Origin of the sequence: Peribacillus sp. FSL K6-1552 (assembly GCF_038005205.1) — a bacterium.
Taxonomy (GTDB): domain Bacteria; phylum Bacillota; class Bacilli; order Bacillales; family DSM-1321; genus Peribacillus; species Peribacillus butanolivorans.
Map to the genome: position 1 here is coordinate 5413185 of NZ_JBBOST010000001.1, position 16457 is coordinate 5429641.

Here is a 16457-nt window from a genome sequence, read left to right on the forward strand (position 1 = left end):
GTGGGTAGTTCAATTACCAATCCAATGTTGATCAATGAATTCATCGCGTCCTGATTTCGCACGGTCCGCTTTGTACTCATCTTTGTTTTTCTTATGATAGCCTTGATGATATTCTTCAGCCGGATAAAAGGTTTGGGCCTGCAGGATTTCCGTTACTATAGGTTTCTTGAACTTACCACTAGCTGCTACCTGTTCCTTAGTTTCAATAGCTAATTGTTTTTGAGTTTCATTATGATAGAAGATAGCCGTGCGATACTGGCTTCCTCTGTCATGGAATTGACCGCCATCGTCGGTTGGGTCAATCTGCTGCCAATACAATTCCAGCAGTCTTTCATAAGGAAATAACATAGGATCGAAAGTAATTTCAACGACTTCATAATGGCCCGAAATTCCCGTCTTCACTTCCTCGTAAGTTGGGTTTTCAACGTGTCCTCCTGTATAACCGGATACGATTCCTCCAATGCCGGGTTGTTCTTCAAATGGTGTCACCATGCACCAAAAACAACCTCCAGCAAATGTAGCTTTTTGCATAATGGTCATCTCCCTCCAATACTTATGAATAAAAATTAATATATCATATCCTAACCCCAACCATATGTTTTTTTGATTCTTTATAATTTGCGGAACCGCCATGTCATCGTGCCAAAAAGGATCTGCCTCTTTGGCAAACCCTAGATCAATCTTTTGACCAACCCTTTTCCTTGAATCTTACTATCGCTTCAACGCGATTGCTTACATCCAATTTATCGAGAATGACCGAAATATAATTACGAACCGTTCCATTAGTTAGATAAAGTTGGCTGGCAATTTCCTTAGTATTCTTACCATCTGCAATCAATTTGAGCACTTGACTCTCTCTTTCAGTCAATGGGTTTTCTTCCTCAAAAGCCATATCCACCAGCTCCGGAGCATATATGCGCCGACCATCCATGATGACTCTAATTGAGTTTGCCAATTCCTCACTTGGACTATCCTTCAGTAGATACCCACCTACTTCTGCCTTTCTGGCTCTTTCAAAATATCCAGGACGTGCAAAAGTTGTTAAAATGATGACTTTGCATTGATGGCCCTGACTCTTAATCTCTTCTGCTACATCGAGCCCGGTTTTAACGGGCATTTCAATATCCGTAATGCAGATATCCGGCTTTAAACGATTGACGAGATTCATTGCTTCTTCCCCATTGCTTGCTTTTCCGACAACTTCCATATCCTCTTCTAAATCAAGGATAGAACCTAGCGCACCAAGCAGCATCCGCTGGTCTTCAGCAATAACGATTCGAATCAAAGTTAATCCCACCTATTCATTATTTTTTATAGCATTCGGAACCCTAATGTAAAGTGTAGTTCCTTCAGTTGATTTAATATCTAGGCTGCCGTTAACGAATTCAAGCCTTTCTTTCATTCCTTGAAGTCCATTGCCTTTAAAAAACTCTGATTTGTGTGAAAGCCCCACTCCATTATCTTGGACTTTGATCGTCACTCCTGTCTTTAATTCTTCTATAACGATATTACAGCAGTCGGCACGGCTATGTTTGACTATATTGGTCACAGCTTCTTTCAAACACATGCTTAAAACCGTTTCAACAAGCAATGGGGTATCTTGCAATTCCGTGGTGCCTTCCAATTTGAATTCTATCTCTGCCGCTTTCAAAATTTGCTTGACCCGGATTATTTCATCGCTTAGCTTAGCCCCACGCATTTCCGACACCATTTCCCGTACTTCTTTGAGTGCCGTCCTCGCCGTTTGGCGGATATCCTTGATTTCCTTCTTAGCCGAATCCGGGTTTAAATCAATCAATTTCCCAGCAAGGTCACTTTTCAAGCCAATCAAAGAAAGTTTTTGTCCAAGAGTATCATGTAAATCACGAGCAATCCGCTGACGTTCTTCCATTTTGCCAAGTTCGGATATTCTTTTATGCGCATCTTCCAGTTGTTCTTCCAGCCTATCCCGTTTATTCCGATTATATGTGTTGAATGGGAGAAGAATCACGCCTACTACACAAATGAGCATAAAGGGAAATTGCGAAAAGAAGGTAGGATCTTTCATGATGAACCCAATATTGACGGACACGATGGTAGCTAATAACTGAATCGAATATAATACGAAAAAACCAACCTTATTTTGAACATTCCCAATAAAGAATGCTAAAAAAAGCGAAAAGTAAATGTAGCTGAAAAATATGGTCATGGATATGGATATGACTATTTGTATCGCAGTCCAAACGTATACGGGCCATCCCTTTGAAACGAATGAAAGGCCATATGAAATGAAAAACAAAATGATCATGACGATTCCAAAAACAATCTCCAACATAGATGAAGATTTGAAAATGAAATAAAAAGGGAGGATACAAAAAATGATCCAGACATATGGGCTTAGCCCTGTGTTCTTCGGAAAGATATGATACCAACTTTGCATGGCGCTGCCTCTTTTTCTTTTACTCCTAGTATATACTACGGAGTTTTATCAAAAAACCATCCAATGGAAATTGAATGGTTTTTTAATAAACTATTTATTTTTCTTGAAGACTTGGACGTTTATTATTGATTCCTACCTTTGATTTTGTATCGCTTAGACGGTGCTTAATCTCTTTAAAACTTACAAACGTTTTGTTTTCGCTATCATAAAGGCGGAAGCGAAGCGATTTTAAGCTTGAACCAAGAGTGATTGTCGTTGCCTGTTGCAAAGGAAGTGTGGAATCATGGACTTTTTCCAGATTATAGTTTGGCACTCTTGGACTAAGATGATGCACATGGTGGAAACCGATATTTCCAGTTACCCATTGTAAAACCTTTGGAAGCTTATAATAAGAACTTCCATCAATGGCAGCCTTCACGTAATCCCATTCTGATTCCTCTTCGAAATAAGAATCTTCAAACTGATGCTGTACATAGAACAGCCAGATGCCCAGTGATCCCGTTACAAAAAGAAGCGGTACTTGGATCATCAAGAATGCCTGCCATCCGATAGCCAAGCATAAAAGACCATAAATCACCAAAATAGAAGCATTTGTCAAATACGTATTCATACGTTCTTTCTTTCTAGCGCCTTTTGTATTCAAACGATTCGACACAAGGAATAGATAAAATGGTCCTAAACCAAACATGACGATCGGATTTCTATATAAACGATAAGCTAGACGTCCCCAGAATGAAGCGGCTACATATTCATCAACGGTCATGACCCAAATATCGCCGGTACCGCGTTTGTTTAAATTACTGCTGGTTGCATGATGTATGGAATGACTATGCTTCCATTGTTCATACGGAAATAATGTGACGATTCCACTGATTGTACCCAGGATATTATTCGCTTTCCTACTTTTGAAAAACGATTGATGACAGCAATCATGAAAAATAATGAAAATCCTGACCACAAACCCTGAAGCCAGAACGCTAAATGCAAGGGTCAGCCAATATGAGATCGATAAGCTCTGATAGGCTAAGAACCATAATAGAAAAAAGGGTGGAAATGTATTTAAAAGTTGTTTCACACTTGATTTAGTATTGGACATTTCAAAAGGGGCAACATCTTTTCTCAATTGTTTTTGATTATGGTTACTCATAACTTCCTCCTAATAAATATTATATAGAAACGTGGAGTGTTTAAATGGATTGGTAAGCTTACATTTTAAAGCAACTATAATTTACGCCTTGGCTCGTTAAATTTAACGAACTATCTTTCTCTTCTTAAGTATAGGAATAATCACCGATCATCTGAAGTCATAAACGTCAATTGGCTGGCATGACAAATGTCATATACTTGTCTACCCTTTCTCTTTTCACACGTATTTTTTCCTAATTAATCATTTTTACCCCTCAAAAATTGATAAATCCACTCAAATGAATGGGGAAAACAATTAACTATTTTCAACCCAATCGAATCATACTTCCCTTAAATGTAAAGCAAATCTATGTATTGCTCAAACAAAAACAGATTCGCCACCAGGCGAATCCAATTATATCTTAATGGCATAAACCCTTTCAGGCCGTCCTACCGTGCCGTATGTTAAATCCGCTTCAATTTTTTCCTCAGACATCAAGTGTTCAAGATAACGCCTTGCCGTAGTCCTACTTACTCCGATTTCCTTCGCCACTATTTCGGCAGTTAACCCAGGGGATGTGTTTCCCAACACTACCATCACCTTCTCCAAAGTCATCCTATCAATCCCTTTTGGCAATGAAGTCTGTTCTCTTTCCTTGTCATTCATTTCCTTTCTCAAAAGCTTATCCACTTGTTGCTGTGTCACAGGAAAATTGCCCTTTCCTAATTCAGATAGTTTAATGTAATATTCTTGATATCGGAGTAAGGACTGTTTGAACCGTTCAAATACGACAGGCTTGATAATATAATCAAATATGCCGATTTTAATGGCTTCCTGGACTTTTTCAATCTCTTTTGTTGCCGTAATCATAATGACATCCATTTGTTTGCTTTGCTGCTTTATTTCTTTCAGGATATCGAGCCCATTCATATCCGGAAAATACATATCGAGCAGCAATAGGTCCGGCTGCATGATTTCAATGAAGCTTTTAGCTTCAACATAACTTGACGCTATCCCAATGGTTTGAAACCCTTCAATTTTTTCGATGAACAGCTTCTGTATTTCAGCAATCCGTAAGTCATCTTCTACTATTAAAACTTCTATTTCGCTAATAGCCTTCATTTAATCACCCCTCTGTTTTTTGGTATGGCTACTGTAAAGATCGTATATTCCCCTTCCTTTGATGAAAAAGTGATATATCCTCCTAAACCATTAATTGCTTCCTGAACAAGACTCAGACCAATCCCTGAATTAGTTTGATGGTTTTTCGTGGTAAAACCTTTCTGAAAAATTTGTTCGGTAACACCTGAATTCATCCCTTTTCCGTTATCTTCAACTTCGATAATCAGTTCTTTACCCAAATCAGTTACGAACAACGAAACCTTTTTTTCCTCCCTTTGGTTTTCCCGTACCGCTTCAAAAGCATTATTGATAAGGTTACCGATAATCGTCACTAACACATCCCGGTCTATTTCGGACGGAATATCTTTAAAACTGCTCTCTCTATCAATAGTAAAATGAATTTTCAGCTCGCTTGCTAAACTTACTTTCCCTAAGATGAACCCAGCAATAATCGGATCCGGTACTTCCTTCATTAAAAAGTGAATGAACCCTTGTGTGACATCCACTTCCTTCGATATGAAATCTATCGCTTCTTTATAGGACCCCAGTTGAATCAAACCAAGAAGAGTATAAAGCCGATTGGAATATTCATGTGTCTGAGCCCTTAGCCCCTCTGCATAGGCCTTCACATGGGAAAGCTCTTGAAGAAGGTTCGATAGTTCGGACTTATTTCTTAAACTCGCAACAGCACCGATAACTTCTCCGTGTTTATTTAATATTGGAATGCGACTTGCCAAAAAAATTTCACCGTCTATCATAAATTCCTGATCATATTCGGCCTGTGCTGTACTGACTACATCAAGCAGATGTGTATTTGTAATGACCTCTTCAATTTTTCTCCCGCGTAGCACAACGTCTCTAGGAATATGAAGGAATTTATGCGCCGTTTCATTGACAACAGTGATTTTCCCATAGACATCAATGGCTATAATTCCTTCATGAATGGATTCCAAAATGGCATGTTTCTCTTGAAACATCCAGGCAATCTCCTTGGGCTCAAGTCCTAATATGGCCTTTTTTATATTTAATGAAATAAAGAAGGCAATTAATAAACCACCTATTAAGATAAAAGAGATGGTCCATACTATCTTTCTTTGTATTCTAGACACTTCATTTTCAATATCGTTCTGCATGTAACCAACAGAGACTACACCAATGACCTTTCCATCATCCTCTATTGGTGCTTTTCCCCTTATGGAAGGGCCCAATGTCCCGGTTGATTCCGTGATGATTGATTTCCCATTCCAAACCTCGGCGTTATCTCCCCCTACCATTTTCTTCCCAATCAATTTTGGATTAGGGTGAGACAGGCGTGTTTCATTCTCATCTCCTATTACAATGAATTCCGCATCGATCTGTCTGCGAATTTTTTCTGCAATAGGCTGGATGATCACGGAAGGACTATCCGTTTGAAAGGCTTGTTTAATTTCAGGCAGCAGTGAAACGGTCTGGGCAACCGATAATGCTTTTTCCCCTGTTTCCTGTTTCAGGTTAATTTCTAAGATATTTATAAAAAAAACTTCAAAGATTCCACCTATTAAGATGATTAACGTGCAGATGCCCAGCATCAACTTAGTATGTAAACGCATTCAATCACCTCTTCTTACATCATATAAAAAAAAACCCCTTTAAAAAAGGAGTTTTTTCGCAACATTCAGAAAATGTTCATTAACCTTCTATATTGATGACGACATCTTTCCCTCTCTTCTTAAGTAAAACCGGAATGAGCAACCATAGTGCCGTTACAATCAAAAAGGTAAGTGAAAGTGGCCTAGTGAAAAACAAGCTGTAATCACCATCGGATATGGTCAAAGCCCTGCGCATATTATTTTCTATCATCGGCCCTAATACCAACCCTAGTACCAATGGAGCGATTGGATAATCATTTTTACTTAAGAAATATCCCAAGACCCCGCACCCTAATAATAGCAATAAATCATAAGTGGATACTTGAACCGCATAAACACCAAAAATGGAAATCGCGATAATGATCGGAATCAAGTACTTCTTAGGCGTTTCAATGATTTTTGCAAAAACCTTAACGAGCGGAAGATTAAGGATGAGAAGCATCAGATTCCCAATGAACATACTGGCGATAAGTCCCCAAGCTACCTGAGGATGATCTTCGAATAATAATGGTCCAGGTTGAACATTGTACATCATGAGTGCTCCCATTAAGATAGCTGTTGTACCGGAACCTGGGATCCCCAGAGTCAATAATGGAATCATCGCTCCACCAGAAGCTGCGTTATTAGCCGTCTCAGGCCCTGCTACTCCTGCAATCGCTCCAGTACCAAATTTCTCAGGCTTTTTTGAAATCCGTTTTTCCATAAGATAAGAGAAGAAAGAAGCAAGAGTTGCCCCTGCACCTGGTAGGATCCCTACAAAGAAACCTAAGAGCGATCCCCTGGCAATGGGACCCGCGGATTCTTTGAATTCTTCTTTGGAAGGAATCAAATTACTAATCTTAGCGATTTCCCCGTCATCCTCTTCTTTTTCCAATATCGTCTTGAACACTTCTCCAAGGGCGAATAACCCAACTGCGATTGTCAGGAATTCAATCCCTTGATATAGCCAGGGAACGTCGAAGGTAAAACGAGCAATCCCTGATACATTATCAATGCCTATCGTCCCAATCAGCAAGCCGCAAACAGTCATAATTAACGCCTTCGTTACTGACTTTCCCGCCAAACCACTAACAGCTGCCAGTCCTAGAAGCATAAGTGAAAAATACTCAGCTGGACCAAATTTAATGGCAATCGTCGATAATGGTTGAGCTAAGGCAATCATAGCGATAAGGGTGACAATCCCTCCAACAAAGGAACCGATGGCAGAAATAGACAAGGCACTTCCAGCCCTGCCCTTCTTCGCCATTTGATAGCCATCCAATGTTGTAACAACAGAAGAAGATTCCCCAGGTGTATTTAATAGTATGGAAGTTGTCGAGCCTCCATACATCGCTCCATAATAGACACCTGCAAGTAAAATGATGGCGCTTGTTGCCGCTTGCTCCGGGGGAAGTCCTCCCGTAATTGAAGCCGTTACCGGAATTAAAAGGGCCACACCGCTCATCGGTCCAATCCCTGGCAAAACGCCAACTGCCGTTCCAATCAATACTCCAACAAATGCAAAAAGCAAATTATACCAAGTAAGTGCTGTTTCAAACCCTTGTAATAAATAATCAAAAGTGCCCATTACTCATCCTCCTTTCCTTTATGAAAACCAGATTGGCCAACCAGGCAGTGTTCCTTTTAAGACATTTACGAATAAAAAATAGACGATTCCGGAAAACCCTGCAGATATAATGAGTGATGTTACCCACTTGCTCCGTTCCATAGTTTGAAAGCAAACAAACAAAAAGAGAAAGGTTGTAATGACATACCCAATTGTTTCTAATGTCAAAATATAAATCAATGTTGAGAGCAAAATAATGATAAAGGGCTTATACTCCAGCTTTTCCTTACTCGATTCTTGTCTCTTACTCCGATATGCCTCATAAAATAGGCGAATACTCAATGCAGCAAGAACAAGTCCCAAAACAAATGGAAAAATATCCGGCCCCACTGAACTTCCATATGAAGAACTGGATAAGTTCCTGCTCCCTATCATAAACAAAACACCAACAGCCAGAAAGGCTACAGCTGCAAAGCGGTCAAATTTCATGTCCACCCTTATCCCCCCAATTCAGAAAATAAGAAGAAGGAGAAGTACCTCCTTCTCCCCCCATTATTTTTCCATTCCTAATGCTTCTAATAATTGCTGCACTTGTTTCTCTTGTTCCTCTAAAAACTTGCCAAACTCTTCACTGTTTTTATATTCTTGCTCCCATCCTTGAGCCTCGACTTCCTTTTTCCATTCAGAAGTTTCAACTAACTTTGCAATAGATTCGTTCCAATATGTTTTAGCTTCATCAGACATATTCTGAGGCCCAAATACGCCTCTCCAAATCGTAAACTCCGCATCTACACCCTGTTCCTTTGCCGTCGGTATATCTTTAAGATCTCCACCAAGACGTTCAGTTGATGTTACGGCCAGCACTCTAATCTTCCCTGCTTTTAAAAACTCTCTTACACTAGAGGCATCTGTTCCAATTACATCTGCATTGCCTCCAAGCAATGCCGTTATCGCTTCCCCGCCACCGTCGTACGATACATATTTAAGTTCAGTAGGATTTAATCCATATTCATAGGCTGGAAGAATGGAAATCAAGTGATCCATGGAGCCTGGAGCTGATCCTCCTGCAAAAGTTAGCTTACGCGGATCTTTTTTTACTACTTCCAACACTGATTTTAAATCTTTAAATTCTGAATCCGCTTTGACTACGATAGCTCCATAATCTTTTGTCAGCTGCGCCAAAGGAGTCGTATTTTTATATCCATAAGGACTGTTGCCCTCTTTTTTAAGATTATTAATAATGACAGGGGGCGAGTTCACAAACAGCATGTCGTTATTATCAACTTGCTGTGTTGCATATTCCGCCATGAAAACAGCACCACCACCACCGGGTTTGTTTTCAACGGTTAACGGCTGGTTTACCAGTTTTGTCTCACTTAAGACCTTTGTAAATGAACGAGCTGTTAAATCCCATCCGCCACCTGCACCCGACGGAGCAACAATCGTTATGGCTTTTTTCGGATATCCAGTACTTTCTTTCTTTTCGCCTGATGTATCCGAACTACTGCATGCACCTAAACTTAGGGCTAACGAACTTGCCAATATAACCGCAGAAATCTTTTTACGAGAAAACATATGAATCCCCCTTTTGAAAGCGTTTTCTTAATTTTACAAAAATTTATACCTTTTCTTTAATTATTCACCTAAAAAACATAAATTCCATAATATCCATATTGTTCATAAAGTTTTATAGCAGGAAAAGGGGAAAAGACTGCTCCTTCAGAGCAGTCCCAGTATGTAGACTAAAGGGGGTCTATCTAAATTAAACAAAGTGATTGGAGTGGAAGGTGCGAGACTCCTGCGGGAAAAGCGTGTCGAAGGGAGACCCCGCAGGCGCAAAGAGCGCCGAGGAGGCTCCCGGACCGCCGCGGAAAGCGAGTGCCTTACGTTCCAATCACGGTTCGAATTTTACAAACACTTTTAAAAAACTGTAGACTGCTCCTTTAGAGCAGTCCAACTAGAATAGAATTTTTGATAGATATACGACCAACGTTACCGTAATACTGCTGAATAAAGTGGACATCAAGACGGCCTGTGCCGCATACTCCGGATGGTTACCATATTCCAAAGCAAATAAAGCACTGTTTCTTGATGTTGGAAATGAGCTTGCTATAAATAATCCTTGAGCAACCGTCCCTTCCAGCCCAAGCATGAGAATGATTAGGAAGGCAATAGATGGGGAGAGTATTAAACGGCCAATCAAGCTAAGAATTAGCGGAAGCGGGAAGTGAGTTATTTTTAAGTACGCACTCTGTGCACCCAGTGTAATCAAGGCAATCGCTATGAACGCACTTGCGATATTATCAATCGGAGTCCATAAAAACAAAGGAATATTGATTGAAGTCGCCTGTAAAACGAAACCAAGTAAGAGAGCGTAGATAACAGGGTTCTTCAAGAACTCACTGATCGCTCCCTTTGCACTTTTTGTATGAACGGAAACGGAATTCATCAATCCATATGTATAGGTCAGTAGATTTTGAAAGATGATAACGATGACTTGAATTGATAGCCCAAGAGGATTATTATGAAACACCAACTGGCTGACTGGCATCCCAAAATTGGCTGAGTTATTTAAGACCACACTATTTTTAAAAGTTGCAGAGAGACTTTGATCAAACTTAGCGAGTTTAGCAATCAATGTACTTACTATGATGAGACTTACAGCTTGCAGAGCAAGGAAGCCAAATATTTGTACAATCATCCCCCCTCCCATCTTGCTTTGATAAATATTAACAAAGCTAATGGCCGGCATAAGCAGGAAATTGTTCAATTTAGACAACGTGTTCATATCCAGATGGAATTTACGATGAAGAAATGCCCCCGCTCCTATTAGAAAAAAGACAGGTACAATGACATTCAATAAAATTAGAAACAAAACACTCATATTACTACCTCTCCATTTCAAAAGGAAATATCCTGTAGATTCACTTCTCTCATACATCATAATGTGGATGAACCCATAATTAAAATACGAATAAATTATCGTTGGCTATTCAAAAAAGGAATGATAAAAAAAGCACAGAAGTTTCTGTGCTTTATCTAAATATCTCTCATAAAATCGACACTCTTAACAAATTGGACAAACTCATTGACCAACTTCAATTCTAGCGTCTTTTCATGATATAACATCCAAGTATCTCTAATAAGTGTATCTCCTTGCTCATCCTTCAAATTAATCTGATATAGATTTTGGTCTTTCTCCAGTAAGACGCTTGGAAGAATCCCATATCCTAGCCCATTCCTGACCATTTCTTTGCATGTATCACCCTTGTCCACTTCCATTCCAACCAAAGGGGGTCTGGAGAAATTCCTTCTCCACCAATTATCAATCATCGATTTTAAAAGAGCGTCGGTCCCATAATCAATCCTCGGCAAAGATGGCAGGTCCTGGATATCAATTTTTTCCTTTGAAGCGATACAAATCGTTTCCTCAAAAAGATGATGCCTTGATTCCGACCATTGATAGTCCCCACGTACAATCCCAACATGGACTTCTTCGTTGTAAATGAGGTTTAGTATTTCCTTACTCCAACCCGTTGTCACATTAAAATCAACCTTAGGAAATTGTTCACGAAAAATTTTCAACAGGCCCGGCAACTTATGAAGCGTAATATAGTTGGAAACTCCCAATCGCAACGTTCCACTAATCTCCTGTCCCATGTTAAACGCAGTCTCCTTTATCTGACGGAGCCTTATCAGCATCTCATCAGCACAGTTCGCCAAGTACTCCCCTTGAGGGGTAAACTGGACACCTCTTGTTACCCGCTCCACAATCTTCAAATTAAATTCTTTCTCGATTTGTTGAATTCGTTTTGTTAAAGAAGGTTGCGAGATATATAAACTTTGCGCGGTTTTAGTAATATTCTTTTTTTGATATAAAACCTTTAAAATATGCCAATCCCTTTCATCCATTCACTTTCCTCCGATACCACTTTCCAGTAATTGTTTTACCCAAACTGTACCACAAAAGGCTTGAAGGATATATTATTTAACAACGTCAAAAAAAGGTCCGAGCCATGCCGGCAAGGACCTTTTTACCTTTAAGCAAATTCTCCTCCCTTTTCCCTAGTGGGGGGTGGCAACATTCAAGAGGAATATGCTCATTTATTCAGTTAATTGAATTCTTTCAGGACATGTATAGATATTCATGGAATCATTACGAATAAATCCGACCGTCGTAATTCCTAATCCTTCAGCTAACTCCAAAGCTAGTTCTGTTGGAGCAGATTTTGAGAGTATAAGTTCACAACCAATCTTCGCCACTTTCAATAAAATTTCCGATGAAATCCGGCCACTGAACACGATAGCTTTTCCTTCTATCGAAATACCATTTTTCAAGCAATATCCATATATTTTGTCCAAAGCATTATGTCGTCCAATATCCATCCGACTTAATACGAGGCCATCGACATCACATAACGCAGCATTGTGAACTCCACCCGTATTTTGAAACGTGACAGCAGAATTTTGCAAATCCTTCATCAAGCGGAAGCAATCATCAGGTGTAAGCTTTACTGAAATATTATCCATTTTCTTAGCAGTCAGTGCATCGTTTACAAAGACAAATCCTTGCCTGCTCATCCCACAGCAAGACGTAATATACCGCTTATTTTGAAAGTCCTGGTAGTATGGGTTCACCTTATCCGTTTTCACATGAACAAAACCTTCTTTTTCTTGCACCCAAATTCCCTTTATTTCTTCATATTTTTTGATAATTCCTTCAGAGGCCAAGTAGCCAATGACCATATCTTCGATGTATTCAGGTGTACAAACCATGGTAACAAATTCTTGTCCATTTATTTTCACAGTAACAGGAAACTCCGTCACGATCGTATCTTCTGTTCTCTCAATTTCTCCATTAGTTATACGGATAATGTCCCGCTTCATTTCAATTGCTTTCATGTCCCCACTCCTTTTAATGTCTAGGAGCTAATTGACCTAATATGTTAGGAACCTATATCTTCTAGAGGTTGGTCAATGCCCGTTTAGTTTTTCCGTTATTTCCTTATCAAAGACAAATACGGAAATCGCTATATTTTCTTTTACTTTTATATCTGAAAACAAATGGACTAGTTTAGCTCCAACCAGTTTTTCCATTCCTTCCGGAGGATTCACCGAGTATACATCCTGAATCATTTTAGTTCTGGCTGAATGGACCATCTCTTTTCCTTCCTCTGTGCTTGATATGAACATTTCCGTCGGAGTTAAATTCCCGTATAACGTTGAGACGGCCATATTTTCAACGAAAACTGTGTGGATACGCTCCGGACCTTTCCCGAATAGTTCCTTGCGAAGCTTACGAATCATATCATTGAATTCATGAATTACTTTTGACATATTACCCTCACTCCAATTCACGGAATTGACTTCTCAATTTTCTTATCATAAATCAACAAGAAAAAAAACGAAAGGAATTTGGAAATGGTAGCTCCTATACAGGATTGTTTCTTTTTGAAATAAAAGGTATAATATTAGTAATAAAAGTTGGGTACGCAATAGTGTACTGTTGTGTTTCTATCTTTTCTCAATACCCATACATAATGGTATGGATTGGTATATTGGCAAGTTTTGCTATTAAACTATTCCACCATGACTTACACCACCGTTCAGAGCCGGAGGTGTAATCATGGTGGTTTTTTTCGTGTTTTCGGCTATAAAAGGGGGAAATATTATGAGCGATTCAAATATTACTATAAAAATTAATGGTTTGGACTATACAGCAAAAACCGGATCAACAATACTGGAAGTTATCAATCAAAATGAGATAGCTCATCCACAAATTTGTTATGTTCCTGAAGTAGATCCGATCCAAACATGTGATACATGTATCGTAGAGGTAAATGGGAAACTCGTCCGATCCTGCTCGACTGCGGCAGTGAGCGGCATGGATATTACCTTAGACTCAAGCAAGGCAAAAGAAGCCCAAACCGAAGCAATGGACCGGATCCTGGAAAATCATTCTTTATACTGTACAGTATGTGATAATAATAATGGAAATTGTAAACTTCATAACACCGCAGAATTAATGGAAATTGAACATCAAAAATATCCTTACACACCGAAAGTGAAATTGGGTGACGTCGATATGTCCCATCCTTTTTACCGCTATGATGCTAATCAATGTATTGCATGCGGACAATGCGTAGAAGTCTGCCAAAACCTTCAGGTCAATGAAACGCTATCCATTGACTGGGAAGCAGATCGCCCTCGGGTAATATGGGATGAAGGAACAGATATTAACAACTCATCTTGTGTCGGTTGCGGGCAGTGTGTAACCATTTGTCCTTGTAATGCATTAATGGAGAAATCAATGCTTGGTGAAGCTGGTTTCATGTCAGGTTTGAAAAACGACATGCTTGAGCCAATGATTGATCTTGTTAAAGAAGTAGAACCTGGCTACAGTGGTATTTTTGCCATTTCAGAAATTGAAGCAGCAATGCGAGACACTCGGACGAAGAAGACAAAAACAGTCTGTACGTTCTGTGGGGTAGGCTGCTCATTCGAAGTTTGGACAAAAGGCCGAAAAATCCTTAAAGTCCAACCAACTCATGAAGGCCCTGTTAATGCGATTTCCACTTGTGTTAAAGGGAAATTCGGTTGGGACTTCATAAACTCTGAAAAACGGTTAACTAAGCCCCTAATTCGTAAAAATGGACAATTTGTTGAATCAAGCTGGGATGAAGCACTTGATTTAATTGCATCTAGATTAGGTTCAATCAAACAACAGCACGGAGGTAATTCTGTAGGTTTCATTTCTTCATCTAAGATTACGAATGAAGAAAACTATGTAATTCAAAAACTAGCACGTCAAGTTTTCGAAACGAATAACGTCGACAATTGCTCCCGTTACTGTCAATCTCCAGCAACAGATGGATTGTTCCGTACAGTCGGCATGGGTGGAGATGCTGGAACGATTAAAGATATCGCCGCAGCAGGTCTTGTCATTATCGTTGGGGCAAACCCGGCTGAAGGCCATCCTGTACTAGCAACACGCGTTAAGCGGGCACATAAGCTTCATGGTCAAAAACTGATTGTTTCAGATCTTCGTAAAAATGAAATGGCAGAGCGTTCTGATATCTTTATGAGACCAAAGCAAGGTACGGACCAAGTATGGCTAATGGCCGTTACAAAATATATGATCGATCAAGGTTGGCATGATCAAGAATTCATCAATGAAAATGTGAACTTCTTCGACGATTATAAAGAGATACTTAAGAAATATACCTTAGAATATGCAGAACTAAACACAGGGATTTCAAAAGAAACACTAATTCAAGTAGCTGAAATGATTCGTGATGCTGACGGGACTTGTATTCTTTGGGGAATGGGTGTAACACAAAACACTGGAGGTTCCGATACTTCCGCTGCGATTTCCAACCTTTTACTAGCTACAGGAAACTACCGTCGTCCAGGAGCTGGAGCTTATCCGCTCCGCGGCCATAACAATGTACAAGGTGCTTGCGATATGGGTACTCTTCCAACATGGCTTCCAGGATATCAGCATATTTCTGATGATGTAGCACGTGCTAAATTCGAAAAAGCATATGGAGTAAAAATTGATGGAAAACCAGGTATGAACAATATCGAAATGCTTCACGCTATTGAAAAAGGCGATATGAAAGCAATGTACCTTGTCGGTGAAGATATGGCACTTGTCGATTCCGATGCCAACCACGTCCATAAGGTGTTATCAAGCTTAGATTTCTTTGTTGTTCAAGATATTTTCCTTTCTAGAACAGCTCAATATGCAGACGTCGTATTACCAGGAGTACCATCTCTTGAAAAAGACGGAACGTTCACTAATACAGAACGTCGTGTACAGCGTTTATACCAAGCACTGCCTACTTTAGGAGAAGCTAAAGCAGACTGGTGGATCACCCAAGAAATTGCTAAACGCTTAGGAGCGGATTGGAACTTCAATCATCCAAGTGAAATTTATGCGGAAATGGCGAGCCTGTCTCCAATATTCAGCGGAGCGAATTATGAAGTCCTTGAAGGCTGGAACAGCTTCCTATGGGGAAGTCATGATGGAACTAGTACGCCGCTTCTTTATGTGGATGGCTTCAACTTCCCTGATAAGAAAGCCCGTTTTGCTCTATCTGATTGGGTGAAGCCTGCTCAGTTCCCAGAGGAATATGATCTTCATATCAACAATGGACGTATGCTTGAACATTTCCATGAAGGAAATATGACGAATAAATCCAATGGAATTCAATCTAAAGTTCCTGATATATTCGTTGAGGTTTCACCTGAGCTTGCAAAAGAACGTAAAGTCAATGACGGCGGACTCGTACGCTTAGTGTCACCGTTCGGAGCCGTTAAATTAAAGGTTCTTATCACAGACCGAGTACAAGCAAATGAGCTTTTTCTACCGATGAACTCAGTTGACAAAGATTCAGCCATTAATTTCCTGACAGGTCCTGTGTATGATAACCGTACAAGCACGCCTGCTTATAAACAAACGATGGTTCGCATGGAAGTATTAAGTAAAAGCGGAGACACTCCATTACCGGGATCTAATCCACGGAATAAAAAACGTCATCCTCAAAATGGTGTTGAGGTAGAACGTAAGTGGGCTCGTCCAGGGTATGTTCACTTAACGGATAAATAATTAAA

Annotated in this window: 14 protein-coding genes; 1 reads left to right on the top strand and 13 read right to left on the bottom strand. The window is 39.8% G+C overall.

Going from position 1 to position 16457, the window contains the following annotated elements:
* Positions 1 to 9: 9 nt before the first annotated feature.
* The 13 genes from msrA to NST21_RS26120 all read right to left on the bottom strand — a co-directional run bounded on the left by msrA (position 10) and on the right by NST21_RS26120 (position 13178).
* Positions 10 to 531: a peptide-methionine (S)-S-oxide reductase MsrA gene (gene msrA, locus NST21_RS26060; RefSeq protein ID WP_340892103.1), complete on the bottom strand. Its 522-nt coding sequence runs from the start codon at positions 529 to 531 to the stop codon at positions 10 to 12.
* Between the two features lie 145 nt (positions 532 to 676).
* Complete coding sequence (locus NST21_RS26065) at positions 677 to 1285, bottom strand: response regulator transcription factor (RefSeq protein WP_053348644.1); 609 nt, start codon at positions 1283 to 1285, stop codon at positions 677 to 679.
* Positions 1286 to 1297: 12 nt separating this feature from the next.
* Complete coding sequence (locus NST21_RS26070) at positions 1298 to 2419, bottom strand: sensor histidine kinase (protein WP_053348643.1); 1122 nt, start codon at positions 2417 to 2419, stop codon at positions 1298 to 1300.
* Between the two features lie 94 nt (positions 2420 to 2513).
* Positions 2514 to 3566, bottom strand: coding sequence for a fatty acid desaturase (locus tag NST21_RS26075; RefSeq protein ID WP_056524577.1), 1053 nt, complete (start codon positions 3564 to 3566; stop codon positions 2514 to 2516).
* A 393-nt stretch (positions 3567 to 3959) separates the two neighbouring features.
* Positions 3960 to 4667: a response regulator gene (locus tag NST21_RS26080; RefSeq protein WP_057215817.1), complete on the bottom strand. Its 708-nt coding sequence runs from the start codon at positions 4665 to 4667 to the stop codon at positions 3960 to 3962.
* The gene (locus NST21_RS26085; RefSeq protein ID WP_340892105.1) at positions 4664 to 6256 is read right to left on the bottom strand and encodes a sensor histidine kinase; all 1593 of its coding nucleotides are present in this window, start codon (positions 6254 to 6256) and stop codon (positions 4664 to 4666) included. The genes NST21_RS26080 and NST21_RS26085 overlap by 4 nt, the downstream gene beginning before the upstream one ends.
* A 79-nt stretch (positions 6257 to 6335) precedes the next feature.
* Entirely contained in the window at positions 6336 to 7862 is a 1527-nt protein-coding gene (locus NST21_RS26090) for a tripartite tricarboxylate transporter permease (RefSeq protein ID WP_340451047.1), read from the bottom strand.
* Positions 7863 to 7880: 18 nt separating this feature from the next.
* The gene (locus NST21_RS26095; protein ID WP_056524574.1) at positions 7881 to 8336 is read right to left on the bottom strand and encodes a tripartite tricarboxylate transporter TctB family protein; all 456 of its coding nucleotides are present in this window, start codon (positions 8334 to 8336) and stop codon (positions 7881 to 7883) included.
* A gap of 57 nt (positions 8337 to 8393) precedes the next feature.
* On the bottom strand, positions 8394 to 9416 hold the full coding sequence (locus NST21_RS26100; protein WP_057215820.1) for a Bug family tripartite tricarboxylate transporter substrate binding protein: 1023 nt from the start codon (positions 9414 to 9416) through the stop codon (positions 8394 to 8396).
* 382 nt (positions 9417 to 9798) lie between these two features.
* Positions 9799 to 10725: an AEC family transporter gene (locus NST21_RS26105; RefSeq protein WP_056524565.1), complete on the bottom strand. Its 927-nt coding sequence runs from the start codon at positions 10723 to 10725 to the stop codon at positions 9799 to 9801.
* Positions 10726 to 10880: 155 nt separating this feature from the next.
* Positions 10881 to 11753 carry a LysR family transcriptional regulator gene (locus tag NST21_RS26110; protein ID WP_340892108.1) on the bottom strand — a complete coding sequence of 291 codons (873 nt, stop codon included), beginning with the start codon at positions 11751 to 11753 and terminating at the stop codon, positions 10881 to 10883.
* Positions 11754 to 11945: 192 nt separating this feature from the next.
* Positions 11946 to 12728: a formate dehydrogenase accessory sulfurtransferase FdhD gene (gene fdhD, locus NST21_RS26115; RefSeq protein WP_445670610.1), complete on the bottom strand. Its 783-nt coding sequence runs from the start codon at positions 12726 to 12728 to the stop codon at positions 11946 to 11948.
* Positions 12729 to 12815: 87 nt separating this feature from the next.
* Entirely contained in the window at positions 12816 to 13178 is a 363-nt protein-coding gene (locus NST21_RS26120; RefSeq protein WP_340892111.1) for a DUF2294 domain-containing protein, read from the bottom strand.
* Between the two features lie 334 nt (positions 13179 to 13512).
* Between NST21_RS26120 and fdhF the strand changes: the two genes are divergently transcribed.
* Positions 13513 to 16452, top strand: coding sequence for a formate dehydrogenase subunit alpha (gene fdhF / locus NST21_RS26125; RefSeq protein ID WP_340892113.1), 2940 nt, complete (start codon positions 13513 to 13515; stop codon positions 16450 to 16452).
* Positions 16453 to 16457 lie beyond the last annotated feature (5 nt).

Excerpts from the sequence above, each read along its gene's own strand:
- fdhF (WP_340892113.1), top strand. The coding sequence starts at position 13,513 with ATGAGCGATTCAAATATTACTATAAAAATTAATGGTTTGGACTATACA.
- NST21_RS26070 (WP_053348643.1), bottom strand. The coding sequence starts at position 2,419 with ATGCAAAGTTGGTATCATATCTTTCCGAAGAACACAGGGCTAAGCCCA.
- NST21_RS26120 (WP_340892111.1), bottom strand. The coding sequence starts at position 13,178 with ATGTCAAAAGTAATTCATGAATTCAATGATATGATTCGTAAGCTTCGC.
- NST21_RS26085 (WP_340892105.1), bottom strand. The coding sequence starts at position 6,256 with ATGCGTTTACATACTAAGTTGATGCTGGGCATCTGCACGTTAATCATC.
- fdhD (WP_445670610.1), bottom strand. The coding sequence starts at position 12,728 with ATGAAGCGGGACATTATCCGTATAACTAATGGAGAAATTGAGAGAACA.
- msrA (WP_340892103.1), bottom strand. The coding sequence starts at position 531 with ATGCAAAAAGCTACATTTGCTGGAGGTTGTTTTTGGTGCATGGTGACA.
- NST21_RS26080 (WP_057215817.1), bottom strand. The coding sequence starts at position 4,667 with ATGAAGGCTATTAGCGAAATAGAAGTTTTAATAGTAGAAGATGACTTA.
- NST21_RS26105 (WP_056524565.1), bottom strand. The coding sequence starts at position 10,725 with ATGAGTGTTTTGTTTCTAATTTTATTGAATGTCATTGTACCTGTCTTT.
- NST21_RS26110 (WP_340892108.1), bottom strand. The coding sequence starts at position 11,753 with ATGGATGAAAGGGATTGGCATATTTTAAAGGTTTTATATCAAAAAAAG.
- NST21_RS26090 (WP_340451047.1), bottom strand. The coding sequence starts at position 7,862 with ATGGGCACTTTTGATTATTTATTACAAGGGTTTGAAACAGCACTTACT.
- NST21_RS26075 (WP_056524577.1), bottom strand. The coding sequence starts at position 3,566 with ATGAGTAACCATAATCAAAAACAATTGAGAAAAGATGTTGCCCCTTTT.
- NST21_RS26100 (WP_057215820.1), bottom strand. The coding sequence starts at position 9,416 with ATGTTTTCTCGTAAAAAGATTTCTGCGGTTATATTGGCAAGTTCGTTA.